Annotated in this window: 22 protein-coding genes; 17 read left to right on the forward strand and 5 right to left on the reverse strand. The window is 67.0% G+C overall.

The window, feature by feature from the left end; genetic code table 11:
- Positions 1-22 precede the first annotated feature (22 nt).
- The 9 genes from ABNQ40_RS03715 to pqqA all read left to right on the forward strand — a co-directional run bounded on the left by ABNQ40_RS03715 (position 23) and on the right by pqqA (position 8,748).
- The gene (locus tag ABNQ40_RS03715) at positions 23-1,288 is read left to right on the forward strand and encodes a formylmethanofuran dehydrogenase (RefSeq protein ID WP_109047355.1); all 1,266 of its coding nucleotides are present in this window, start codon (positions 23-25) and stop codon (positions 1,286-1,288) included.
- Positions 1,282-2,958 (forward strand): formylmethanofuran dehydrogenase subunit A, encoded by a 1,677-nt coding sequence (locus tag ABNQ40_RS03720; RefSeq protein ID WP_109047354.1) that lies wholly within the window; start codon positions 1,282-1,284, stop codon positions 2,956-2,958. Before ABNQ40_RS03715 ends, ABNQ40_RS03720 begins: the two co-directional genes overlap by 7 nt.
- Positions 2,958-3,881, forward strand: coding sequence for a formylmethanofuran--tetrahydromethanopterin N-formyltransferase (gene fhcD / locus ABNQ40_RS03725; RefSeq protein ID WP_199235210.1), 924 nt, complete (start codon positions 2,958-2,960; stop codon positions 3,879-3,881). The genes ABNQ40_RS03720 and fhcD overlap by 1 nt, the downstream gene beginning before the upstream one ends.
- Complete coding sequence (locus tag ABNQ40_RS03730; RefSeq protein WP_109047353.1) at positions 3,878-4,633, forward strand: formylmethanofuran dehydrogenase subunit C; 756 nt, start codon at positions 3,878-3,880, stop codon at positions 4,631-4,633. Before fhcD ends, ABNQ40_RS03730 begins: the two co-directional genes overlap by 4 nt.
- Before the next feature lie 127 nt (positions 4,634-4,760).
- Entirely contained in the window at positions 4,761-5,873 is a 1,113-nt protein-coding gene (locus ABNQ40_RS03735) for an ABC transporter substrate-binding protein (RefSeq protein ID WP_247879472.1), read from the forward strand.
- Between the two features lie 27 nt (positions 5,874-5,900).
- A complete protein-coding gene (locus ABNQ40_RS03740; protein ID WP_109047351.1) occupies positions 5,901-6,875 on the forward strand; it encodes a PQQ-dependent catabolism-associated beta-propeller protein in 975 nt (324 codons plus the stop codon).
- 147 nt (positions 6,876-7,022) lie between these two features.
- Complete coding sequence (locus ABNQ40_RS03745) at positions 7,023-7,406, forward strand: hypothetical protein (RefSeq protein ID WP_109047350.1); 384 nt, start codon at positions 7,023-7,025, stop codon at positions 7,404-7,406.
- A 315-nt stretch (positions 7,407-7,721) separates the two neighbouring features.
- A complete protein-coding gene (gene fae, locus ABNQ40_RS03750) occupies positions 7,722-8,249 on the forward strand; it encodes a formaldehyde-activating enzyme (RefSeq protein WP_280177216.1) in 528 nt (175 codons plus the stop codon).
- Positions 8,250-8,667: 418 nt separating this feature from the next.
- Positions 8,668-8,748 carry a pyrroloquinoline quinone precursor peptide PqqA gene (gene pqqA, locus ABNQ40_RS03755; RefSeq protein ID WP_098736899.1) on the forward strand — a complete coding sequence of 27 codons (81 nt, stop codon included), beginning with the start codon at positions 8,668-8,670 and terminating at the stop codon, positions 8,746-8,748.
- Between the two features lie 46 nt (positions 8,749-8,794).
- Here pqqA and ABNQ40_RS03760 read toward each other — a convergent pair whose 3' ends face one another.
- Genes ABNQ40_RS03760 through ABNQ40_RS03770 form a run of 3 tightly spaced genes read right to left on the reverse strand, consistent with a single transcriptional unit; the run spans position 8,795 to position 11,648 of the window.
- Positions 8,795-9,631: a dihydrofolate reductase family protein gene (locus ABNQ40_RS03760; RefSeq protein WP_109047349.1), complete on the reverse strand. Its 837-nt coding sequence runs from the start codon at positions 9,629-9,631 to the stop codon at positions 8,795-8,797.
- A complete protein-coding gene (locus tag ABNQ40_RS03765; protein WP_109047348.1) occupies positions 9,628-10,536 on the reverse strand; it encodes a RimK family alpha-L-glutamate ligase in 909 nt (302 codons plus the stop codon). The genes ABNQ40_RS03760 and ABNQ40_RS03765 overlap by 4 nt, the downstream gene beginning before the upstream one ends.
- Positions 10,533-11,648, reverse strand: a complete 1,116-nt coding sequence (locus tag ABNQ40_RS03770) for an ATP-grasp domain-containing protein (RefSeq protein WP_247879471.1) — start codon at positions 11,646-11,648, stop codon at positions 10,533-10,535. The genes ABNQ40_RS03765 and ABNQ40_RS03770 overlap by 4 nt, the downstream gene beginning before the upstream one ends.
- A gap of 156 nt (positions 11,649-11,804) precedes the next feature.
- Here ABNQ40_RS03770 and ABNQ40_RS03775 point away from each other — a divergent pair, with 156 nt between their 5' ends.
- The 5 genes from ABNQ40_RS03775 to ABNQ40_RS03795 all read left to right on the forward strand — a co-directional run bounded on the left by ABNQ40_RS03775 (position 11,805) and on the right by ABNQ40_RS03795 (position 17,708).
- Entirely contained in the window at positions 11,805-12,593 is a 789-nt protein-coding gene (locus ABNQ40_RS03775; protein WP_109047347.1) for an ABC transporter ATP-binding protein, read from the forward strand.
- A complete protein-coding gene (locus ABNQ40_RS03780; protein ID WP_109047346.1) occupies positions 12,590-13,405 on the forward strand; it encodes an ABC transporter permease in 816 nt (271 codons plus the stop codon). Before ABNQ40_RS03775 ends, ABNQ40_RS03780 begins: the two co-directional genes overlap by 4 nt.
- Before the next feature lie 413 nt (positions 13,406-13,818).
- Complete coding sequence (locus ABNQ40_RS03785) at positions 13,819-15,654, forward strand: methanol/ethanol family PQQ-dependent dehydrogenase (RefSeq protein WP_109047345.1); 1,836 nt, start codon at positions 13,819-13,821, stop codon at positions 15,652-15,654.
- A 100-nt stretch (positions 15,655-15,754) separates the two neighbouring features.
- Entirely contained in the window at positions 15,755-16,357 is a 603-nt protein-coding gene (locus tag ABNQ40_RS03790) for a c-type cytochrome (protein ID WP_244592470.1), read from the forward strand.
- 7 nt (positions 16,358-16,364) lie between these two features.
- Positions 16,365-17,708, forward strand: coding sequence for a quinoprotein dehydrogenase-associated putative ABC transporter substrate-binding protein (locus ABNQ40_RS03795; protein ID WP_109047344.1), 1,344 nt, complete (start codon positions 16,365-16,367; stop codon positions 17,706-17,708).
- Between the two features lie 9 nt (positions 17,709-17,717).
- On the opposite strand, the gene ABNQ40_RS03800 is transcribed toward ABNQ40_RS03795, so the two are convergent.
- On the reverse strand, positions 17,718-18,356 hold the full coding sequence (locus ABNQ40_RS03800) for a hypothetical protein (RefSeq protein ID WP_247879470.1): 639 nt from the start codon (positions 18,354-18,356) through the stop codon (positions 17,718-17,720).
- Between the two features lie 66 nt (positions 18,357-18,422).
- Between ABNQ40_RS03800 and ABNQ40_RS03805 the strand changes: the two genes are divergently transcribed.
- The 3 genes from ABNQ40_RS03805 to ABNQ40_RS03815 are packed head-to-tail and all read left to right on the forward strand — an operon-like array spanning position 18,423 to position 20,166.
- The gene (locus tag ABNQ40_RS03805) at positions 18,423-18,932 is read left to right on the forward strand and encodes a DUF3280 domain-containing protein (protein WP_109047343.1); all 510 of its coding nucleotides are present in this window, start codon (positions 18,423-18,425) and stop codon (positions 18,930-18,932) included.
- A 24-nt stretch (positions 18,933-18,956) separates the two neighbouring features.
- On the forward strand, positions 18,957-19,400 hold the full coding sequence (locus ABNQ40_RS03810) for a dihydroneopterin aldolase (RefSeq protein WP_109047342.1): 444 nt from the start codon (positions 18,957-18,959) through the stop codon (positions 19,398-19,400).
- A gap of 37 nt (positions 19,401-19,437) precedes the next feature.
- Positions 19,438-20,166, forward strand: a complete 729-nt coding sequence (locus tag ABNQ40_RS03815) for a (5-formylfuran-3-yl)methyl phosphate synthase (protein WP_109047341.1) — start codon at positions 19,438-19,440, stop codon at positions 20,164-20,166.
- Here the strand turns inward: ABNQ40_RS03815 and fdhF are convergent.
- Entirely contained in the window at positions 20,126-22,897 is a 2,772-nt protein-coding gene (gene fdhF, locus ABNQ40_RS03820; RefSeq protein WP_109047340.1) for a formate dehydrogenase subunit alpha, read from the reverse strand. The genes ABNQ40_RS03815 and fdhF overlap by 41 nt on opposite strands.
- Positions 22,898-22,899: the final 2 nt, after the last annotated feature.

The following is a 22,899-nucleotide window of genomic DNA, read 5'->3' on the forward strand; positions in this document are numbered from 1 at the left end:
CCACTCAGGCGATTGGGGGGCCATGACCTTCCACCCCGACACTCTCTGTCCGTTCTGCGGGCTCGGCTGCGGCGACATCGGGATCGACCGGGACCAGTCCGGCATCGCTCCACGGCCGAGCGGCTGCCTGCAGGCCGACCGGCTGTTCCGACGCCCCATGGCGGTGCCGACGGATGCCCGTCTGGGCGGAGCCGCCATTTCCATGGACGATGCCATCGCCGAGGCGGTCCGGCTGCTGGAGGCCAGCCGCGCACCGCTGATCGCCGGACTGGCGGCCGATGTGGAGGGCGTGCTCGCCGCGCTCAGCCTCGCCGAACGCATCGGCGCGACCGTGGATCATGAGCGGTCGGATGCCCTGTTCCGCAATCTGGCGGTCCTGCGCCGCTTCGGCTGGTCGGTGACCACGCTGGCGGAGCTACGCAACCGCTGCGACCTCGTCCTGGTCGTGGGTCCGGACCCGGCCGCGGCCTTTCCACGCCTGTGGGAGCGCTGGGTGGTCCCGGAACCGGCCTTCGTTGCCGGCAATGGCCGGAGCGTCGTCTTCCTGGGCGGGGCACCGCTGCCGGAAACCGTGCGGTGCCTTGGCGCCAGGATCGAAACAAGTGGCCTGGATACCGGCGCTGAGACCGATCTGGCGATGCAGGTCGGCCGGCTGAGGACAGCATTGGCCGGACGTTTGGCGGCGGGCGATCCGATGGCGGCCTTGGCGACCCGGTTGCGTTCCGCCCGCTATGCGGTGGTGGTCTGGGCGGCGGGACTGTTCGAGGGGCCGCAGCCGGACCTGATCGTCGAGGGGCTGGTGCGGCTGATCCGTACGGTGGACGGCACCACCCGCTGCGCCGGCCTTCCCTTGTCCGGGGCCGACAACCTGATCGGCGCCAATCAGGCCTGCGGCTGGCGCACCGGCTTTCCCTTGCGCACCGGTTTCGATGGCGGCGGACCGCTGCACGATCCGGAACGCTTCGACTGGCGCACGCGCCTGCGCGACGCCGACGTGACGCTGTGGATATCCGCCTTCCGTCCGGATGCACCGCCCCTCGCCACCGGCGGCAAAGTCATCATGTTGGCGCCGCCGGAGACGATTGTTGCGCCGGAGCCGGCGCTGTTCATTCCGGTGGGCACCCCGGGCATCGACCATCCCGGCGACGTGTTCCGCGCTGACAGCGTTGTCGCTCTCCATGCCGGCTCCCTGATCGACAGGGGTCTGCCGAGCGTCGCCGGCGTGATCGGCCGGATGCTGGCGGCGCTCGGCCAAAACGCCAAAACCAGGGAGGCCGCCGGATGCTGACGAAGCTTGCCGGCGGGCGGGTGTTCGACCCTGCCAACGGGCGGCATGGCGAGGTCGCCGACCTATGGCTGCGCGACGACCGCATCGCCGCCGATCCGGGGCCGGGCGCCACGCCGGACGCGGTGCATGACGTGACCGGCAAGGTGGTGATGGCCGGGGCCATCGACATCCACAGCCACATCGCCGGCGGCAAGGTGAACCTCGCCCGCCTGCTGATGGGGGAGGAGCACGAAAGACACCGCTTCGCCGGTCATGCCTGCGGCTGCGACAGGATCGGGGGAGGCAGCGGCATCGCCACGCCGTCCACCCACACCACCGGCGCCCGCTATATCGAGATGGGATTCACCGCCGCCTTCGAGCCGGCGATGCTGGGCTCCAACGCCCGGCATGCGCATCTGGAGATGAGCGACATCCCTTATATCGACACCGGCGGCTATCTGGTGCTGGGAAACGACGATTTCCTGCTGGACCTGATCGCCACAAACGCCGGGCAGGCGGCGGTCAACGATTATGTCGCCTGGATGCTGACAGCGACCCAGAGCCTTGCCGTCAAGGTGGTCAATCCCGGCGGCATCAACGCCTTCAAGTTCAACGCCCGCTCGCTCGACCTGGACGAGGCCGGGCCGCATTACGGCGTCACGCCGCGCAGCGTCCTGACGGTGCTGGCCCGTGCGGTCTACGAATTGGGGCTGCCCCACCCGCTGCATGTCCATGGCTGCAATCTGGGGGTTCCCGGCAACGTCGCGACGACGCTCGACACCATCCAGGCGGCGTCGGGACTGCCGATGCACATGACGCACATCCAGTTCCACAGCTACGACACGGCGGGAGACCGCAAATTCTCTTCCGGTGCCGCAGCGCTGGCGGAGGCGGTGAACCGGACGCCGACCCTGTCGGTGGACATCGGGCAGGTGATGTTCGGGCAGACGGTGACGGCATCGGCCGACACCATGGCGCAGCGCCACATGGCACCGCTTGCCCACCCCCGCAAATGGCTGGCGATGGACATCGAATGCGATGCGGGATGCGGCGTGGTTCCCTTCCGCTACCGCGACAAGTCCTATGTCAACGCGCTGCAATGGGCAATCGGGCTGGAGCTTTTCCTGCTGCTCGACGATCCCTGGCGGGTGTTCCTGACCACCGACCACCCCAACGGCGCGCCCTTCACCTTCTATCCGGAGCTGATCCGACTGCTGATGGACCGAGATTACCGGCTGGCGAGGCTGGCCGAAATCCATCCCGACGCGCCGGCCCACACCACGTTGGGCTCCATCACCCGCGAATACACCCTGGCCGAGATCGCCATCATGACCCGCGCGGCGCCGGCCCGCATCCTGGGGCTTGCCGACCGCGGCCACCTGGCGCCCGGTGCTTCGGCCGACGTCACCGTCTACAGCGATTTGCCGGACCGCCGCGCCATGTTCGAACGGCCCGATCTGGTCTTCAAGAGCGGACGGCTGGTGGTGCGCGACGGCGTGCTGGTGGCGATGGCGCAGGGCTGCACCCATGTCGTCCGTCCAGGCTTCGACGATTTGATCGAGCGCCGCATCGCCCGCCATTTCGACGAGCGGCTCGGCCTGCCGATCAAACATTTCCGCATCCAGGACGCGGAGATCCGCCATGGCGCCGGTCCGCAGCTCCATCCCTGCCGGCGGCGGGAGGTGCCGTGATGGCGGAAATGCAGATCAACGGCGTACGCATCGAGGACACCTTTGCCGAGGCGTTTCCGATGACCTACACACGGCTGGTCATCACCGCCGACACGCCCGCCTGGGTGGAGGCGGCGACATCCAGCTTGACCGGTTTCGCCACCTCGGTCATCGGCTGCGGTTGCGAGGCAGCGGTGGAACGGCTGCTGACGCCGGAGGAAACGCCGGACAGCCGGCCCGGTGCCGCGGTGATGATCTTCGGCATGTCCACCGGCGACCTCGCCAAGCTGGTGGTCAACCGGGTCGGGCAGTGCATCATGACCTCGCCGGGGTCGGCCTGCTATGCCGGGCTTCTCCACGGGACCAAGCGCATCCCGCTCGGCGGGGGCTTGCGCTATTTCGGCGACGGGCACCAGATTTCCAAGAAATTCGGCGACCGCCGCTTCTGGCGCCTGCCGGTGATGGATGGCGAGTTCGTCTGCGAGGACAGCGTCGCCGTGGCCAAGGGCATCGGCGGCGGCAATTTCCTGATCCTGGCCGCCAGCCACCGCCAGTGCCTTGCCGCGGCGGAGGCGGCGGTCGCGGCGATCCGGCCCTTGCCCGGAGTCATCCTGCCCTTCCCCGGCGGGGTGGTGCGGTCGGGGTCCAAGGTGGGGTCCAAATACAAGGCGCTGATCGCCTCCACCAACACGCGATTCTGCCCGACCTTGCGGGCGGTCGAACCGGAGACGCTGCTGGCCCCGAACGTCGAAGCGGTGCTGGAACTGGTGCTGGACGGCATCGACGAAGCGGCGATCCGCGCCGGGATGCGGGCCGGCATCGCCGCCGCCGCGACCGGTGGGACGGCGGCCGGCGTGCTGGCGATCACCGCCGGGAATTACGGCGGCAAGTTGGGGCCGCACCATTTCCACCTCCATGAGGTGATGGGCGAGGGGATGAAATGAGCGGCATGACCCTGACCTTCCGCGGCGATGCCGGAACGGCGGTGGACATGTCCGCCCTGCTGCCCGAACGGCTGGCCGGCCTAACGGCCGACGAGGTCGCCGGACTGCCGCTGCCCTGTGGCGATGGTGTGGCGACCGTCGGCGGAATGTTCGAGGTGTCGGCAGGCGATGCGGCCGAGGGGCTGCTGATCCGGCCGGGACAGGCCGTCCTGCACCGGGTCGGTGCCGGCATGGCGTCCGGGCGCATTCTGGTGGAGGGCGACGCCGCAAGCCACGCCGGTGCCGGGATGAGCGGCGGACTGCTGCGCATCGCCGGCAATGCCGGGGATGCCCTGGGCGGCGCCCTGCCCGGCCTGCCGCTGGGGATGCGCGGCGGGCTGATCAGCGTCGGCGGCAATGCCGGTGACCGGGCGGCCGAACGGATGCGGCGCGGCATCATCGTCGTCGACGGGCCGGTCGGCGCCTATGCCGGCGGCTTCATGGTTGCCGGGACACTGGCCGCTGGTGGCGGCTGCGGTCGGCATCCGGGATTCGGCATGCGTCGCGGCACGCTGCTGCTGGGCAGGGCGCAGGACGACGCACCCGGAGGCTTTGCCGACGGCGGCACGCGGGACTGGCTGTTCCTGCACCTGCTGCGGCGCGCCCTGGAGGGAACCGGAAGCTGGTTCGAGCGCGCGGGCACCACCCGCGCCCATCGGTTCATCGGCGACCTTGCGGAGGGAGGGCATGGTGAGATTCTGGCAATGGCCTGAGCGACGATCCCGCTTATCGAAGCCACGGCGGCTGGTTGCCGCCGTCCTGCCATTCCTTGGCCTGCTGGCTCTTGCGCCACCGGCGACCGCTCAGGGGAACGGTTCGCAGGACCCCGGTGCCACAGTGGTGCTGATCGGCTATCTGGCACGCCAGGAGGATCCGCGCACCCCGCTCAGCTTCCTGGAGCCGGTCGCGACCGACGAAGGGCTTCAGGGGGCCCGGCTGGCGCTCGCCGACAACAACACGACCGGCGTCTTCCTGAAACAGAGCTACCGGCTGGTGGAGCAGGTCCTGCCGCAGGACGGCGACATCTCCGCCGGGGTGAAGGCGCTGGCCGACGAGGGGGTGCGCTTCGTCGTCGCCGATCTGCCGGCCGATGCGCTGCTCGCCGCCGCCGACCGGCCGGAAGCCAAGTCAATGGTGCTCTTCAACGCACGCGCCAGCGACGACGCGCTGCGCAACGAGCAATGCCGCGCCAACATCCTGCACACCGCCCCCAGCCGGCGCATGCTGGCCGATGCGCTGGCACAGTATCTCGCCTGGAAGAAATGGCCGAGGTGGAGCCTGCTGACCGGCCGCGACCCTGGCGATGCGCTCTATGCCGAGGCCGTCCGCCGCGCGGCCAAGCGCTTCGGCGGCCGGATCGTCGATGAGAAATCCTGGACCTTCGACACCGGAAACCGGCGCACCGACACCGGCGTCACCACCATCCAGTCGGACATCCCGCTCGCCACCCAGGGGCCGGATTACGACGTGCTGGTCGTGGCCGACGAAGCGGGCGATTTCGGCGACTATCTCGACGGACGCACCTGGTATCCGCGCCCGGTCGCCGGTACCCAGGGACTGACCGCAACGGCTTGGTCACGAGTGAACGAACAGTGGGGCGGCACCCAGCTGCAAAGCCGGTTCGAAAAGCTGGCCGGACGCTGGATGACGCCACGCGACTATGCCGCATGGCTGGCGGTGCGCAGCGTCGGGGAGGCGGCGGCCCGTACCGGCGCCACCGGCTTCGACGGCTTGACCGGCTTTCTGCACAGCCCCGATTTCGAGCTGGCGGGCTTCAAGGGCGAGGCGCTGTCCTTCCGCGCCTGGGACGGGCAGATGCGCCAGCCCATCCTGATCGCCGGACCGCGGATGCTGGTCTCGGTGTCGCCGCAGGAGGGATTCCTGCACCCGGTCACACCTCTCGACACGCTCGGCGACGATGCGCCGGAAAGCAAATGCCGTCTCAACCGATAGGGCGGACCCAACAAGGCGGACCAAACCATGCGATTCCTGCTGTCCTGCACCCTGCTGCTTCTCGCCGGCCCGGTCCTGGTTGCCGAGCCCCTCCTCGCCGAAACCATTTTCGTGTCCAACGAGAAGGACAACCAGATCGCCGTGGTCGACGGCGACAGCCTTCAGATCAAAAACAAGATCAAGGTCGGCCGGCGTCCGCGCGGCATCACGCTGAGCGCCGACGGGACGCAGCTTTACGTGTGCGTCGGCGACGACAACCGCATCGACGTGGTGGACATCGCCAGCGGCAAGATCGTCCACACATTGCCGTCCGGTCCCGACCCGGAACTGTTCGTGCTGTCGCCCGACGGGACGAAACTCTACGTCGCCAACGAGAACGACAACATGGTGACGGTGATCGACGTCGCCGAACGCAAGGCCATCGGCAACATCCAGGTCGGCGTCGAGCCGGAGGGGATGGGGATCAGCCCCGACGGCAAGATTCTGGTCAACACTTCCGAAACCACCAACATGGCGCACTTCATCGACACCGAGAAACACGCCGTCGTCGGCAATGTGCTGGTGGACAGCCGGCCGCGCGTCGCCCGCTTCACCGACGACGGTAAGCAGGTCTGGGTGTCGAGCGAGATCGGCGGCACGGTCAGCGTGATCGACGCGGCAGCCCACAAGGTGATCAAGAAGATCCGGTTCGAGGTCACCGGCGTCCGGCGCGAGGCTATCCAGGCCGTGGGCATCCAGATGACGAAGGACGGCAAGCGCGCCTTCGTGGCGCTGGGCCCGGCAAACCGCATCGCCGAAATCGACACCGGCAGCCTTGAGGTGAAACGCTATTTCCTGGTCGGGCAGCGCGTGTGGAACCTCGCCTTCTCCCCCGACGAGAAGCGGCTCTATACCACCAACGGCATCAGCAACGACCTGTCGGTGATCGACCTGGAGCGCAACAAGGTGATCAAGAGCATTCCGGTCGGCGGCGCGCCCTGGGGCATCGTCGTCAAGCCGTGAGCTGACGGAACCCCTTGCCGGATCGTCCGGTTGATGGGAGTGGCCGGGTGCGTCGGCGAACCGCCGACGATGGCCCGACGCGGCGCGCGGCAGGACCGGACGGTCCTGGACCGCCTCGCCAGGATTGACCATCCCCGGAGACCCACGATGAAACGCTTCACCACCCTGCCCTTGACGGGCCTTGCATTGGCCGCCGGCCTTGCGATTGCCGCGCTGCCGGCTTCGGCGCAATCCGGCGGCAACGCCACCGGCAATTCCACCGACGGCTCCGCCGGCACCAGCACGCAGAACGCCCCGGCCGGCACCACCGGACAATTGCCGCCCGACTCCCTGCCCGGCAAGCGCCAGGGCGCCATCGGCGGCGCTCCGGTCCCGCAGGGCAGCTCCGGCAGTTCCACCGACGGCACCAGCGCCCCGACCGGACAGCTTCCGGGCGGCTCGCTCCAACAGGAAAGGCAGGGCGCGATCGGCGGTTCCCCCGTCACCCAGGGCGGCTCGGGACAATCGACCGGCAAGCAGGACAGCCAGTAACCGGGACCATTTCCGGTTTCCTGACGGACCAGCAACCGCCGCCCTCCCGAAGATGGGGTAGCGCTGCCCGAAAGGCCGCGCCATCCCGGTCCTTATACGGTCAACGGGACGGCGGCGGTTGCGATTTCAAGTTACTCCGGACCTCTTTTGAGAGTTTGTTGGCAAAACAAACTAGATGCCATAATGCCGGCCGTGACCGACGCCATAGCCGCAGCTATCCGGCCATCGATGGTGCTGGAGCGGCCCGAACCGGCGTTTTCCGCATGACATGCGGCGGTCCTCCAATGATTTCAAAATGCATGGGAGAAAGCGGCGATGGGCATGTGGCAGGGGTCATCCCCGAAAATCAATCGTGTGCTGGTGGGCGAATCCTTGGTCGGCGACGGCAACGAGGTCGCCCATATCGACCTGATCATGGGACCGCGCGGCAGTGCGGCGGAAACCGCCTTCTGCAACGCGCTGACCAACAACAAGGACGGCTTCACCAGCCTTCTGGCGGTCATCGCCCCCAACCTGCAATGCAAGCCGTCCACCATCCTGTTCAACAAGGTGACGATCAAAGGGGCGGAACAGGCGGTGCAGATGTTCGGGCCGGCCCAGCATGGCGTCGCCAAGGCGGTCGCCGATTGTGTCGCCGCCGGCACCATCCCGCAGGATGAGATCGACAACATCTTCATCTGCGTCGGCGTCTTTATCCATTGGGAAGCCAAGGACAACGCCAAGATCCAGGACTACAACTACCGCGCCACCAAGGAAGCCATCGAGCGCGCGGTGTCCGGCTATCCGACCCTCAAGGATCTGCTGAACCAGAAGGATTCGGCCAAGCATCCCTTCGCCGCCTGACGCCGGGTCCGGTGGCGTCCTGCCGGATGGCGGTGTCCGGATCACCGTCATGGGGTACGCCACCGGCCGCATCCGGGCCAGCGCGATAGGACCGGATACCGTCCATGCGTCAAACATCTCTTTACCCGCGAATCGAAGAGAACGACACCTCCAACCATCGCCGGAAACTTCATTTATATTTTTAACAAAAGATATTTATTATGAACTCTCCGGCAAATCAGCGGGTGACGCATAGATTTTTTCTAATTCCAATAAGCAAATTCCCCAGAATTCTTGCTGCGCCGCAGCAAATATGGCCTGAATTATCTCAAGACTATCCATTGGGATGATGGTCGACTTGCGGACTCACGGGTACAGTTTCCTAGTGGGCTCCCGTGGCAATGTTGCCTGATCGCCCATTCCAGCGGAGGATGCGGACATGAAGACCTGGCGCAAGCCGAAGATTGTCGAGATTTCGGTCGGCACTGAAATCAACGCCTACGCCTGCGCCGGTTTGTAACCGGCAAAGGCGATCCATTCCTCGAACATCCTTGCACGTCTTCAACTCAGGCCGGCAGCGGCTCGAAATGGACGAAGAACTGCCCAGCATCGTCCGGCGCGCCCACATCGTAGTGCAGCGCGCAGAGCCGCAGCCGGCCGGCATTGCCCAACTCCGGGCCCGACAGCATGGTGTGGAAACTCTCTCCTCCAAGCAGGCGATGCGCAGTGGTGAGGTAAAGCCGTGAAAGGACCCGATCGCGCAGCATGGTGTCGAGCATCCGCGGCCCCGTCAGCAGATAGATGCTGCGCAGCCCCCGGCTGCCGAGTTCGCGGACCAGGGCCCCGCCTTCCACCGACGCGCCGGCACCGGCGACCAGCACCTCATAGCCGGCGCGCCGCCAGTGCGCAATCCGCTTGGGCGGAGCCTCGGCACCGGTGGCGACGATCACGCGCTGACCATGCCTTGCAGGCGAGACCGGCATCGGGAAGTCCAGGCCGGCGCTTGCGATGACCACGGCAGGCTGGGGTGAAAGGCCGTTGTCCACCCGCCACTGCGCCAGATCCCGCGTGGCCGCCTGTGTGCCGATTTGCAGAACGTCGTCCAATCGCCCCGCCGCAAGGTCGCGCAGGTAACCGCCATGGGTGACCAAGCAGTCCGCCTGCGCCTGAAGTTCGAGGAACAGCCGGAAATCGTTGCCGCTGACCAGCCCGGCCGGCAGCCGGCTTTCCCCGGTGGCGGAGTCGCGCAAGGCGATGCGCCCGTCCAGGCTGGCGACGAAGCTGGCATAGACGAACGGCGCGCCGGCACTTCCCTGCTCATGAAGGCGGTGGGCAAGATAGGCGCCGGACAGTGCGATGTCCTCAGGCGCCCCGGGATAGAGGCGCAGCAGACGGGCAGTCATCGCGGTTCCCTCGATGCAACGGCATCGACCCGGCCCAGGAAATCGGCGGCCAGCGCATCGGCAATGTCGGTCTTGTTGACCGATTGAAGGCCCTGCCATGCCGGCATCGAATTGACCTCCAGCACCAGCCAGCGGTCGCCGTCGCCAGGATCGGCGATCAGATCGACACCGGCATAATCCGCCCCCACGGCAGCGGCGGCGCGCACCGCCAGATCGGCGGCGGTGCCGTCCGGGGCCATGGCCTCGCAGCGGGCGCCCTGATGCACATTGGTGATCCAACTGCGGCCATGGCGGATCATGGCGGCCACCGCATGCCCTCCCACGACGAAGACCCGGCAATCGCGCCACTCGCCCTCCCGGCGCGGCGGTACGAAGGATTGAAGGTAATAGACGCCGGCCACCGCCTCGGACTCCGGCACATCGTCTGGGGTGGACAGGCGGCGCAGGCCGCGTCCCTGGGCGCCGAACAGCGGCTTCAGCACGCAGTCCGGCGTGTTCTCCACCACGGCACGCGCCATATCGGCGGATTGAACGGCGACGGAGGGAGGCGTCGGCAGGCCGGACCGGGCCAGCAGGAAACTGGTGGCGCTCTTGTCCACGCAGCGTTCGATGGCCCGGGCGGTGTTGTAGACGGGGACGCCCAGCCGGTCGAGCGCGTGAAGCACTCCCAACCGCAGCGTCACCTGTTCGAAGCTGCCTTGACCGATCACCCTCACGAATGCACCGGATGGCAGGCTGTCGCCAAAGCCCGGCAGCAGAAGATCGGTCAGCGTCCGTCCGACGGCGAAGCCGCAGGCGCTCAACGAAACGCGCCGGCATTCGACACCGCGGCGCGCGAATGCCCGCTCCAGGCGTGCCGCATGCCAATCGGCTCCGTCGGTGAACAAGGCGACTGCGCCGCTCATGCCGCCTCCACCATGGTGGAGAGCCGGCACAGCGTCCGGGCGTACCGGCCGGCAAGGCGCCGGGCCTCCAGCAGGCCGTCTGCATCGGCGAGCACGGTGCAAAGCGGCGCTCCGGTCGGGACATGCGCAGGCGTTTGCGGCCGGTCGGCTGTCCAGCCCGGCCAGCGCAGTCCCTCCGGCAAATGGACCGGAGCCGTGGCGTAGACGATCATGGCGGCGCGGCAGCCGGCAAGCGGTGGCAGTGCGGCCGGCAGTTGCCCGGTGCAGGCCGCCAGATGCAGGCCGAACAGGCTGGGCATCGGCGGACGGTCGAACAGGTCGAGCGTCGCTCCCGGCCGCGGGTTGATCTCCAGCAGGCACCATCCGGCAGACCCAACCAGGAAATCGGCGCTGTTCAGCCCGACCAGCCCCACCGCTTCGGTGATCGTCGCCGCCGCATCGATCATCGCCGCGCCCATCCTTCCGCAAGCCGGCAACGGGCCGACCGCCCCGCCGTAACGGTAGGGCTGGCTGGGTACCGGCGCCACCCATTGCCGGCTGAAGCCCACCGGCAGGATGCGACGGCCGTCGGCCAGGAACAGCAGGGACACCGGACGCCCGTCCATGCGGCGCTGGGCATAATGGCCGGCCGGCAGACGCGTGGAGGCCCGCCGGATGTGGCCGCCACCGCTGGCGCCTGCGCGCTTCACCAGCCAGCCGTCGCCGTTTGGCAGCGACAGCGAGACCTCCGGATGCGGAATGCCGAGACGGGCGAGCAGGGCTGCGAAAGCGAGAGGATCCTTCACCTGCGCCACCGCTTCCGCCCGGTTGCCGATCACCGGCCGGACCCGGGCAAGCGCCGCCAGAAGATCGGGTTGCTCCTCGAGCCCGGCGCCATAGACCAGCGGCAGCCCGCGCAAATCGGGCAAGGCCAGCGCCCGCCGCAATGCGCCGGCGGAAATGCGCAGCCGGCGCGACGGCAGGTTCAGACAGGGGCCGGCCATGGCAGCCGTATCCGCATCGGCGAACAGATCGATGGCGGCGACGCTATGCCCGCCGCGGCAGGCGCTGGCCGCCAGCGCCCGTGCCGACAGCGCAACAACGATGAATTCCGGAACTGCCGTCGGGGCCAAGCTCCACCCCCTCGGAAAAGCATCTTGAACAATCGGTTGCAATGCCAACAATCAGGCGTGAACGCTCTCTTTGCAATGACCCTTCCGAAGCATGGCGACCGCCGCCCACCGGATTTGACTCCGGCATCGAACAGGGTGTGTCCTGGGGAAGACAGGATGTACGAAGCCGCGATCCCTGCAGAGCCTCCGCCGATTCCTGCTATCCATGGCCCTCCCGCCCTGGCGGTGGAGGAGTTGAGCCACAATTTCGGCAAGCGCGTGGCGCTGGATCGCGTGTCCTTCGCCGTGGCGCCCGGCGGCTTCACCATGCTGCTGGGCCTGAACGGGGCGGGAAAGACCACGCTGTTCTCGCTGATCACCCGGCTCTATTCCAACCGGACCGGCGCCATCCGCATCTTCGGCTTCGACCTGCGGCGCCAGCCGACCCGCGCATTGGAGCGGATCGGCGTGGTGTTCCAGCAGCCGACGCTCGACCTCGATCTCACCGTCCGGCAGAACCTGCGCTATCACGGCGGCCTGCATGGAATGTCGCCCTCCGACTGCGAAGCCCGTGCAGCGGACGAACTGGCGCGCATCGGCCTTGCCGACCGCGGCGACGACAAGGTCCGCGCCCTGTCCGGAGGTCAGCGAAGGCGGGTGGAGATCGCCCGTGCGCTGCTGCACCGGCCGAGCCTGTTGCTGCTCGACGAGCCGACGGTCGGTCTGGATGCGGATTCGCGCCGCCATATTCTGACCCATGTCCGCGCGCTGTGCCGGGAGCAGGGGCTGGCGGTCCTGTGGGCCACCCATTTGATGGACGAGGCGACCGACGAGGATTCCGTCGTCGTGCTGCACCAGGGTCGGCTGCGCGCCTCCGGCACGGTGCGGAGGGTCTGCGCCGAGACCGCCACCGCCGCCCTGACCGCCGCCTTCGCCGCCCTGACCACAGGGGAGCGCCGACCATGAGCGCCGCAACCTACTGGTACTGCCTGCGCAGCATCATCGTGCGCGAGGGCCTGCGTTTCCTGCACCAGCGCGAGCGCTTCTTCGCCGCCCTGGTCCGGCCGCTGGTCTGGCTGGCGATCTTCGCCGTCGGCTTCCGGGCCGTGCTGGGCGTGTCGATCATCCCGCCTTACGAAACCTACATCCTCTACGACGAGTATGTGGTTCCGGGGCTGGTCGCGATGATCCAGCTGTTCAACGGCATGCAGAACTCGCTGTCGATGGTCTATGACCGTGAGATGGGCAGCATGCGGACGTTGCTGGTCAGTCCCCTGCCGCGCTGGTACCTCCTGGTCGCCAAGCTGCTGGCGGGTGTCGCGGTGTCGATCGCACAGGTCTATGTGTTTCTCGGCATCGCATGGCTGTGGGGGGTGGAGCCGCCGCCGCTGGGCTATCTCGCGGCCCTGCCGGCGCTGCTGCTCAGCGGGCTGATGCTGGGGGCGCTCGGCCTGCTGCTGTCGTCCTTCGTCCGGCAGCTGGAGAATTTCGCCGGGGTGATGAACTTCGTGATCTTCCCGATGTTCTTCGCCTCCTCCGCCCTCTATCCGCTCTGGCGGATCAGGGAGGGCAGCCCGGCGCTCTATCAGATCGCCGCCTGGAACCCTTTCACCCAGGCGGTGGAACTGATCCGCTTCAGCCTGTATCTCCGAGTCGATGTCGCCGCGCTGCTGTGGGTCACCGGCTGTCTCGCCCTGTTCCTTGGTGCGGCGGTTCTGGCCTACGATCCGGGGCGCGGTTTCTGGGCGCGGCGGGGTGGTCCGGCCGAACAGGCCTGATATCTGGAGCGTCAGCTTCGACATTCGTGATTTTACGGATTAACTCTTTGGTCTCTCCCTACCCGTTATTCCGCCTCTTTCGAAAACTTTCGAACGGTAGCGGAAAATAATCTTCACAGCCTATCTTTATTTGATCAAACTGATTGTCAGTATCGCCAACAGAGTGCGGGGCAGTTTAGAACCCCGCCAACAGTCGTGTCCCGGCTTTTAGGACCGGCACGCCTGCGATGCCAAAACAGTTCGAAATCTGAGCGCCGGTAACCGAACCGCCCGACGTCTCTCAGTTCGACGTCATACGTCCATCGTCGAGGGAGCACGCCCTCTCTGAAGATCGCCTTTTACGGAAGCCGCCGCCTGCCGCCGCACGAGTTTCTGGGACCACGGACGACCGCCGAAAAAACGGGAGGAAACACATGAACCCCTTTGTGCGCTGTCTGCTCGTCACCGCCGCGATCCAGGCGGCCACCGCCGCCATCCCCACTGGCGTTTTCGCCAACGACGACATTCTGAAAAACCAGAAGGACCCGTCCAACTGGGCATTGCAGCTCGGAAATTATGCCGGCCAGCGTTACAGCACGCTCGACCAGATCACCCGCGACAACGTGAAAAACCTGCGACCGGTGTGGCAATTCTCCACCGGCGTGCTTCGCGGCCACGAAGGCGGTCCCATCGTGGTGGGCGACACGATGTACATCTCGACGCCCTTCCCCAACAACGTCTATGCGCTCGATCTCAACGACAACGGCCGCATCAAGTGGAAGTATGAGCCGAGACAGGATTCGTCCGTCATCCCCGTGATGTGCTGCGACACCGTCACCCGCGGTGTGGCGGTCGCCGGCAACAAGCTGTTCCTGGGTCAGGCCGACAACACGCTGGTGGCGCTGGACACCGAAACCGGCAAGGTGCTGTGGTCGGCCAAGAACGGCGACGCCAGCAAGGGCGAGACGCTGACCGCCGCCCCGCTGGTGGTGAAGGACAAGGTCTATGTCGGCATCAGCGGCGGCGAGTTCGGCGTGCGTGGCCATCTGACCGCTTACGACATCAACTCCGGCAAGATGGTGTGGCGGGCCTATTCGACCGGTCCCGACAAGGACGTGATGATCGACCCGCAGAAGACGATGATGCTCGGCAAGCCGATCGGCGAGCCCGACCTCGGCATCAAGACCTGGCCGGCCGACCAGTGGAAGATCGGCGGCGGCACCACCTGGGGCTGGTACACCTACGATCCCGAACTGAACCTGATCTATTACGGCACCGGCAACCCGGGCACCTGGAACCCGGCGCAACGCGCAGTCGACAAGGACCGGGCCAAGAGCGACAACAAATGGTCGATGACCATCTTCGCCCGCGATGCCGACACCGGACAGGCGAAATGGGTGTTCCAGAAGACGCCCTTCGACGAATGGGATTATGACGGCGTCAACGAGAACATCCTGGCCGACGTCACTATCGGCGGGGGCAAGCGCAAGGCGCTGATCAATTTCGACCGCAACGGCTTCGCCTATACCATCGACCGCACCAACGGCGAACTGCTGGTCGCTCAGAAATACGATCCGTCCGTCAACTGGGCGAGCGAGATCGACATGAAGACCGGCCGGCCGAAGGTGAACGATAAGTACAGCACCTTCGCCCAGGGCGAGGATCACAACACCACCGGCGTCTGCCCGGCGGCGCTGGGCTCCAAGGACCAGCAGCCGGCCAGCTACTCGCCCGACAGCGGCCTGATCTATGTGCCGACCAATCACATCTGCATGGATTACGAGCCGTTCAAGGTGGAGTATTCCGCCGGCCAGCCCTATGTCGGTGCGACGCTCAGCATGTATCCGGCGCCTGATTCCCATGGCGGCATGGGCAACTTCATCGCCTGGGATCCGTCCGCCGGCAAGATCGTCTGGTCGAAGCCCGAGCGCTTCGCGGTGTGGAGCGGTGCCCTGTCGACCAAGGGCGGCATCGGCTTCTACGGGACGCTGGAAGGCTATCTGAAGGCGTTCGACCTGAAGGACGGCAAGGACCTGTACAACTTCAAGACCTCGTCCGGCATCATCGGCAACGTCAACACCTACATGCACAAGGGCAAGCAATACATCGCCGTGCTGTCGGGTGTCGGCGGCTGGGCCGGCATCGGGCTGGCCGCCGGTCTGACCGGCGAACAGGAAGGGCTGGGCGCCGTCGGCGCGCACAAGGCGCTGGGCGAATACACCCAGTTGGGCGGCACGCTGACCGTCTTCGCCTTGCCAGACACTCAGTAACGAACAAGCGGGCGCCGGTTCCCAAGGCTGGGGGCCGGCGCCTGCACAATTTCCAGGCTGATGGCGCCTACGCATGAAGGCAGTGGGGAGAGAAAGCAAGATGCCCAAATACCTGATCGGGCTGTGCGCCGCCGTCGGGTTCACCGCAACCGTGACCCTCGGCACCGCATTCGGCCAGCAGGATGCAGCACAGAAACCGGAGCAGAGCCCGACGCCGCCGAACCAGACGCAAACCGCTCAAACTCCGGCTACGCAAAGTCCAACCGCCCAGGCTCCAACCACCCAGGCGCCATCCGGCGGAAACGCCGCGCAGGAGGCGAAGGTCGCCGACCCGGAGGAACTGGTGGACGATCAGGGTGTGCCGCTCTATGCGGTGCGGGACGGCAAGGTGGACCAGGGGACCTACAACGGCTATCGGCGCTATGCCTCGTCCTGCCATGTCTGTCACGGGCCGGACGGGCTCGGTTCGTCCTTCGCGCCGGCGCTGGCCGATTCACTGAAGCGGATGGACTATTGGCAATTCACCGACGTGGTGACCAACGGCCGCAAAAACATGGGCGCCACCGGCGACAAGGTGATGCCGACCTTCGGGTCCGATCCCAACGTGATGCTCAACCTCGCCGACATCTACCGCTATCTGAAGGCGCGTTCGGACGACAAGATCGGCCGCGGACGGCCCGAGCGGTTCAAAGCGCCGTCGTGAGTCCGGCATGACCCGCCGACTCTCCTGTTCCAGGCGTGTCCTGTACCCGGCCGTCGCGCTCTGCGCGGCGGCTGCGTCCATTGGCCAGCATGCCAGTGCGGCAGAGGGCATCCCCACCGAGGTGCTGCGCGTCTGCGCCGATGCCAGCCTGCTTCCCTTCTCCAATGATCGCCGCGAGGGATTCGAGAACCGGATCGCCCAGCTGATCGCCGACGATCTGAAGGTGGCGTTGGCCTTCACATGGTGGCCGCAGACCATCGGCTTCGTCCGCAACACGCTGCGCACCCGTCAATGCGATCTGGTGATGGGCACCGCGGTCGGCGAAGAGCTGATGCAGAACACCAATCCCTATTACCGGTCGACCTATGCGCTGATCTATCGGAAGGATTCCGGAATCACGGCGAAGACGCTGGCGGATCCGTCGCTGCAGGGTGCACGCATCGGCGTCGTCGCACGCACGCCGCCTTCTGCGGTGATGCTGCGCCATGGGTTGATCAACATGGAGCCCTACCAGCTCGACACCGACACGCGCGCCCACCATCCGGCCGAGCAGGCGGTGGAGGACGTGGCGGCGGCACGCACCGATGCCGCCATCGTCTGGGGGCCGATTGCCGGCTATTTCGCCGCCCGGCAGCAGGTGCCGCTGGCAGTCGTGCCGCTGATGGACGAGCCGGGGGCTTCGCCCTTTCAGTACATGATCTCCATGGGCCTCCGTCCGGACGAGCCGGACTGGCGGCACTGGCTGAACGACTTCATCGTCCGCCGTCAGGGCGACATCGACCGCATCCTCGCCGAATACCATGTCCCGCTGGTCAATTCCGACGGAACCATCCGGGCAGAGGTGACGGAACCGGACGATTATCGCATGGCCGATTACCGCTCCCCCACTCCACCCGGCCTGCGTGGTGCCGAAACGGTGGGAGCGGCGGAGGTGGAGCGGTTGGCGGAGGCCGGTGCCGTCCTGATCGACGTGCTGCCGACGCCACCGAAACCTGCGGGTCTGACGGCGGACAGCCGTTGGGTGCCGCCACCGCATCGCAGCCTTCCCGGCGCCCATTGGCTGCCGAATGTCGGCTACGGCGCGCCATCGGACGAACAGGAGGCCTATCTCCGCACCGGCTTGGAGGCCCTGACCGCGGGTGACCGCAAGCGTCCGCTGGTGCTGTTCTGCCAGCCCGACTGCTGGATGAGCTGGAATGCGGCCAAGCGCGCGGTCGCCCTGGGTTATCAGGCGGTCAAATGGTTCCCGGCCGGCACCCAAGGCTGGACGGCCACGGGACACGGGCTGGTCACGGTCGAACCGGAGCCGAACCCCGCATCCTCAAACCCTGCATCGAAGGTTGCGAATTGAGTGCTCCGCTCAGGACAGCAACGCCGTCAGCATCCGGGCGATCTGGCCGAGCCGCTGCTCGATCCGGGCCGGCTGCTCGCACACCGCGGTCTGCGACCGGCGGCGGTCGTCGAGGATGCGGCGGTCCCAGGCAATGGCGTCCTTGATCTCCTTTGCGCGGGCCGCGTCGCCCGATGCGGCGTCGAGGTCGCGCAGGCTGGCGGCGATGCGGTCGCGCAAGGCCCGCTGGTGCTGGGCGTACCGCTCGATGGAGGCGATGGCGGCGGTGCGCTGACGGTCCAGCGTCTGGAAGGTTCCGGCGAACACCAGGGCGAGCCTGCGGTCGTGTTCCTGTTCCGCGCCTTGCTTGACCGGCCCCGCCAGCGCTTCGGCCTGCGGTTCCAGCGTCGCGGGATCGATACTGTCGTCGGCGGCACGCCGGACCAGCGTGGCGACCGCAGGGTCTCGTTGCCACTCGTCCATCAGGCCGTCGAGCGACGGGCCATCCCAGACCGAAGCCGGGGACAAGCTGGGAACAAGGATTTGCTGGCAGGGCCAGTCGGGGTTCTTCGGATCCTGCGCCATGGCAGCGGTGGGCAATCCGGCGCCCACGGCGATGGCCAGAGCCGCGGCGAAGGCGGGTCCGAGGACGGAGGAATATCGTTGCATAGAAGGAATGATGGCCTCGCCAACGATCCGGCGCAATCGGAACCGCTGCGCAAAAGGAGAAGCCCGATGGATCATGTGGGGAGGTGGGCCGCAGCCGCTATCATCGCTGTTGCGATGGTCGCTTTGCCGGCACCGGCACCGGCATCGGCGCGGACGCTGGTGCTGGATCTCGAACTGGAGGACAGCAGCGGCGAAGCCCCATCCGCGGAGCATGCGGAGCGGTTGAAGCGGGTCAGCGCGGAGTTGCGCCATGCCCTCGATGCCAAGGGGTATGACGTGATCGGCGATGCGGCCACCGCCGGACTGGTCCCGCCGGGAACGGCGATCCGGTCCTGCAACGGCTGCGAACGCGACATCGCGCGGGCGGCCGGGGCCGATCTGGTCGTCTTCGGCATCGTCCGCAAGGTCAGCAGCCTGATCCTGTGGATCGGTGTGGTCGTCGAGGATGTCGGCACCGGCCAGGCAGTTACAACGGCGCGCGGCGACATCCGCGGCGACACCGAGATCGCATGGTCGCGCGGCGTCGGCTGGCTGGTCGAGCATCGGCTGGCGGAACATGCGCCGCAAAAGCGGTAAGCGGGCGGCGGGGAGGACCGAGGAATGCCGGACGAATCACAAAGCGGCTACAGCAACATCATGAACGTCCTGCGACCGCCGCCGCCGCGCACGGCGGCCCTGATGCGCCGCTACGATCTGGTGCTGCGCGATTATGTCGGCGATTTCCGCATCGGCGTCTGGGACCATGAGAAGACCCGGACCCAGCGCGTGCGGGTCAGCCTGACCGTCACGGTGGAGGTGCCGAACCGGCCCTTCGTCGACGATCTCGACGCCGTCGTCTCCTACGAATACCTGATCAAGGGCGTCGAAGCCTTCACGCAAAGCCCGCACATCCAACTGCTGGAGGTGCTGGCGGAGAAACTGCTGGCGCTGTGCCTGTCGCCGCCGCAGGCGGTCTTCGCCCGGGTGCAGGTGGAAAAGCTGGAGATCGTCCCGCAGACCGCCGGGGTGGGCGTGGTGCTGACCGGCGCACGGGAGAAAACGTGATGGCCCGCCTCGCCACGCACCGCGCGAAGGAGGAGTCATGACCGGATGGCTGGCAAGCGTCGCCGACGCGGCGGAAATCGCCCTGATCCTGCCGGCAGCACCGGACATCCTCGACCTGAAGGATCCTGGTGCAGGCGCACTGGGCGCCTGGGATGCCGGGGACATCGCCGAGGCGGTGCGGGATCTGGCAAATGTACCGGGACGGCCGAAGCTGAGCGCCACCGTCGGCGACCACCCAATGCGGCCCGATGCCCTGGTGCCGGCAGTGCGCCGGGTCGCCGCAACCGGCGTCGATTTCGTCAAGATCGGCTTCGCGCCTGAGGGAGCGCCCGAAAAATGCATCGACGCGCTCGCGCCGCTGGCTGCAGAGGGGGCGGGCATGATCGCCGTGCTGTTCGCCGATCTGTGGCCCAGCGATCCCTGCTGCCTGCCCATCGACAGGTTCGCCGCCGCCGGCTTTCGCGGGGCGATGCTGGACACCGCCGGCAAGCGTCACGGCCTGCGCCATCATTGGCTGGACGCGCAGTTGGGCGCCTTCGTATCCTGCACACGGGCGCACTGCCTGCTGACCGGGCTGGCCGGGTCGCTGCGGGTTGCAGACATCCCGGCCCTGACCGCCCTGTCGCCCGATTACCTCGGCTTCCGCGGCGCGCTTTGCGGCGGGGAACGCACCGCCGGCATCGACCCGCAAGCGTTGTCGCGGGTCGCCGCCGCCATGGCCGGTTCTACTCCGCCGCTTCGGCCAACTGTGCCTTCTCGATCTTGATCGCGCAGTATTTGAACTCCGGGATCTTGCCGAAGGGATCGAGCTGCGGGTTGGTCAGCACATTCGCCGCCGCTTCCGCGTAGGCGAAGGGGATGAAGACCAGCCCCACCGGCATACGGTCGTCGATGCGCGCCTTCAGGCGGATCGTGCCGCGACGGCTCGACACCAGCATGTAGTCGCCGGTCCTCATCCCGGCGCGGGTGAGGTCATGCGGGGAGACATAGGCCACCGCCTCCGGCTCCACCGCATCCAGCACACTGGACCGGCGAGTCATCGACCCGGTGTGCCAATGCTCCAACTGGCGGCCGGTGGTAAGGACCAGCGGGTAGTCGAGGTCCGGCGTCTCCGCCGGGTTGATCGGCCGCGCCGGCACGAAGCGCCCGCGGCCCGTTTTCGTCGGGAAGCCGTTGCCGAAGACGATGTCGTGGCCGGGCTGGTCCGGACCGTCGACCGGATAGGTGACAGAGCCTTCGCGCTCGACCCGCTCCCAGCTGATGTTGGCGAGCGATGGCATGGCGCCGACCATCTCGGCGAACACCTCCGACACGTGGGTATAGTTCCAGTTCAGTCCCAGCCCGCGCGCCATGTCCTGGATGATCCACAGATCCTGGCGCGCTTCGCCCGGCAGCGGCACCGCCGCACGGCCCATCTGAACCTGACGGTTGGTGTTGATGACGGTGCCGTCCTTCTCCGGCCATGCCGAGGCCGGCAGCACGACGTCGGCGTATTTGGCCGTCTCGGTCAGGAAGATGTCCTGCACCACGAGATGGTCGAGCATCGCCAGCGCTTCGCGGGCGTGGGTCACATCCGGATCGGACATCGCCGGATTCTCGCCCTCGATGTAGAGGCCGTTGATCCGGCCGTCATGGATGGCGTCCATGATCTCGACCACCGTCAGGCCGCGCTTGCCGTCCAGCTTGGTGTCCCAGTAGCTCTCATAAAAGGACTGGACTTCCGGATCCTCGACCGACTTGTAGTCGGGGTAGAACATCGGGATCAGGCCGGCGTCGGACGCGCCCTGGACGTTGTTCTGGCCGCGCAGCGGATGCAGGCCGGTACCGGGGCGGCCGATCTGACCGGTGACCAGCGACAGCGCGATCAGGCAGCGGCTGTTGTCGGTGCCGTGGATGTGCTGCGACACCCCCATGCCCCAGAAGATGATCGACGCCTTGGAGCGCGCGAACAGTCGCGCGACCGTGCGCAGGGTGGCGGCCGGGATGCCGCAGACCTTCTCCATCTCCTCCGGCGGGTAATCCTTGACCGTCTCGGCCAGCGCCTCGAAATCCTCGGTGTTGGCCTGGACATATTGGCGGTCGTACAGCCCCTCCGCGATGATGGTGTGGAGGATGGCGTTCAGCATCGACACGTCGCGGCCCGGCGTGAACTGCAGCATGTGCGTGGCGTGGCGCGCCATGGCGAGACCGCGCGGATCCATGACGATCAGCTTCGCCCCGCGCTCCGCCGCGTTCTTGAAGAAGGTCGCGGCGACGGGATGGTTCTCCGTCGGGTTGGCGCCGATGATGACGATGACCTCGGCATCTTCCGCCGCCATGAATGGGGCCGACACCGCCCCCGACCCGACGCCCTCGATCAGTGCCGCGACCGACGAAGCATGACAGAGCCGCGTGCAGTGATCGACATTGTTGGTGCCGAAGCCGGTGCGGACCAGCTTCTGGAACAGATAGGCCTCCTCGTTCGACCCCTTGGCCGACCCGAAACCGGCCAGCGCGTTGCCGCCGCGCTCGTCCCTGATCTTGCGCAGGCCGCCGGCGGCCACCGACAGCGCCTCGTCCCAGCTCGCTTCGCGGAAATGGGTGAAGGGGTTCATCGGGTCGATGTCGACGTCGTACTTCGACACGCCCTCCTTGCGGATCAGCGGCACGGTCAGACGGTCGCCGTGATGGGCGTAATCGAAGCCGAAGCGGCCCTTCACGCACAGGCGGTTCTGGTTCGACGGACCGTCCTTGCCGTCGACGGCGACGATCTTGTTGTCTTTGATCTTGTAGGTCAGCTGACAGCCGACACCGCAGTATGGGCAGACGGAGTCGACTTCACGGTCGGGGGCGTTGGCGTAAACGCCCTTCTCGTCGACCAGGGTCGCCGGCATCAGCGCACCGGTCGGGCAGGCCTGCACGCACTCGCCGCAGGCGACGCAGGTGGACTGCCCCATCGGGTCGTCGAAATCGAAGACGATCTTTTCCAGATGCCCGCGCGACGCCATGCCGATGACGTCGTTGACCTGCACCTCGCGGCAGGCGCGGACGCACAGGTTGCAGTGGATGCAGGCGTCGAGCTGGACCGCCATCGCGGGATGCGACATGTCATCGGTCTTGGTCGGCCGGTCCACGGCGGGAAAGCGGCTGCCGGCGATCTCGACCTTGTCGGCCCAGTTCCAGAAGGTGGAGTTGGGGTCGTGCGCGCTCTCCCGATCCGGCTGGTCGGCCAGCAGCAGTTCGAAGACCAATTTGCGCGATGCCTTGGCCCGCTCCGACGCGGTGCGCACGGTCATGCCGGGCTTGGGCTTGCGGATGCAGGAGGCGGCGAGCACGCGCTCCCCCTCGATCTCGACCATGCAGGCGCGGCAGTTGCCGTCCGGGCGGTAGCCCGGTTCCGGCCGGTGGCAGAGATGCGGGATCTCGGTGCCGAGCCGGGTCGCGACCTGCCAGATCGTCTCGCCGTTGCGCGCCTCGACCTCGGTGCTGTCCAGGGTGAACGTGATGCCGTTGGACATGT

It is taken from the genome of Azospirillum sp. A23, assembly GCF_042938965.1.
Taxonomy (GTDB): domain Bacteria; phylum Pseudomonadota; class Alphaproteobacteria; order Azospirillales; family Azospirillaceae; genus Azospirillum; species Azospirillum melinis.

What these genes read in the sequence shown, in the direction of transcription:
- ABNQ40_RS03715 (WP_109047355.1), top strand. Translation starts at nt 23, where the DNA reads ATGACCTTCCACCCCGACACTCTCTGTCCGTTCTGCGGGCTCGGCTGC.
- ABNQ40_RS03720 (WP_109047354.1), top strand. Translation starts at nt 1,282, where the DNA reads ATGCTGACGAAGCTTGCCGGCGGGCGGGTGTTCGACCCTGCCAACGGG.
- fhcD (WP_199235210.1), top strand. Translation starts at nt 2,958, where the DNA reads ATGGCGGAAATGCAGATCAACGGCGTACGCATCGAGGACACCTTTGCC.
- ABNQ40_RS03730 (WP_109047353.1), top strand. Translation starts at nt 3,878, where the DNA reads ATGAGCGGCATGACCCTGACCTTCCGCGGCGATGCCGGAACGGCGGTG.
- ABNQ40_RS03740 (WP_109047351.1), top strand. Translation starts at nt 5,901, where the DNA reads ATGCGATTCCTGCTGTCCTGCACCCTGCTGCTTCTCGCCGGCCCGGTC.
- ABNQ40_RS03745 (WP_109047350.1), top strand. Translation starts at nt 7,023, where the DNA reads ATGAAACGCTTCACCACCCTGCCCTTGACGGGCCTTGCATTGGCCGCC.
- fae (WP_280177216.1), top strand. Translation starts at nt 7,722, where the DNA reads ATGGGCATGTGGCAGGGGTCATCCCCGAAAATCAATCGTGTGCTGGTG.
- pqqA (WP_098736899.1), top strand. Translation starts at nt 8,668, where the DNA reads ATGAAGACCTGGCGCAAGCCGAAGATTGTCGAGATTTCGGTCGGCACT.
- ABNQ40_RS03760 (WP_109047349.1), bottom strand. Translation starts at nt 9,631, where the DNA reads ATGACTGCCCGTCTGCTGCGCCTCTATCCCGGGGCGCCTGAGGACATC.
- ABNQ40_RS03765 (WP_109047348.1), bottom strand. Translation starts at nt 10,536, where the DNA reads ATGAGCGGCGCAGTCGCCTTGTTCACCGACGGAGCCGATTGGCATGCG.
- ABNQ40_RS03775 (WP_109047347.1), top strand. Translation starts at nt 11,805, where the DNA reads ATGTACGAAGCCGCGATCCCTGCAGAGCCTCCGCCGATTCCTGCTATC.
- ABNQ40_RS03780 (WP_109047346.1), top strand. Translation starts at nt 12,590, where the DNA reads ATGAGCGCCGCAACCTACTGGTACTGCCTGCGCAGCATCATCGTGCGC.
- ABNQ40_RS03785 (WP_109047345.1), top strand. Translation starts at nt 13,819, where the DNA reads ATGAACCCCTTTGTGCGCTGTCTGCTCGTCACCGCCGCGATCCAGGCG.
- ABNQ40_RS03790 (WP_244592470.1), top strand. Translation starts at nt 15,755, where the DNA reads ATGCCCAAATACCTGATCGGGCTGTGCGCCGCCGTCGGGTTCACCGCA.
- ABNQ40_RS03795 (WP_109047344.1), top strand. Translation starts at nt 16,365, where the DNA reads ATGACCCGCCGACTCTCCTGTTCCAGGCGTGTCCTGTACCCGGCCGTC.
- ABNQ40_RS03800 (WP_247879470.1), bottom strand. Translation starts at nt 18,356, where the DNA reads ATGCAACGATATTCCTCCGTCCTCGGACCCGCCTTCGCCGCGGCTCTG.
- ABNQ40_RS03805 (WP_109047343.1), top strand. Translation starts at nt 18,423, where the DNA reads ATGGATCATGTGGGGAGGTGGGCCGCAGCCGCTATCATCGCTGTTGCG.
- ABNQ40_RS03810 (WP_109047342.1), top strand. Translation starts at nt 18,957, where the DNA reads ATGCCGGACGAATCACAAAGCGGCTACAGCAACATCATGAACGTCCTG.
- ABNQ40_RS03815 (WP_109047341.1), top strand. Translation starts at nt 19,438, where the DNA reads ATGACCGGATGGCTGGCAAGCGTCGCCGACGCGGCGGAAATCGCCCTG.
- fdhF (WP_109047340.1), bottom strand. Translation starts at nt 22,897, where the DNA reads ATGTCCAACGGCATCACGTTCACCCTGGACAGCACCGAGGTCGAGGCG.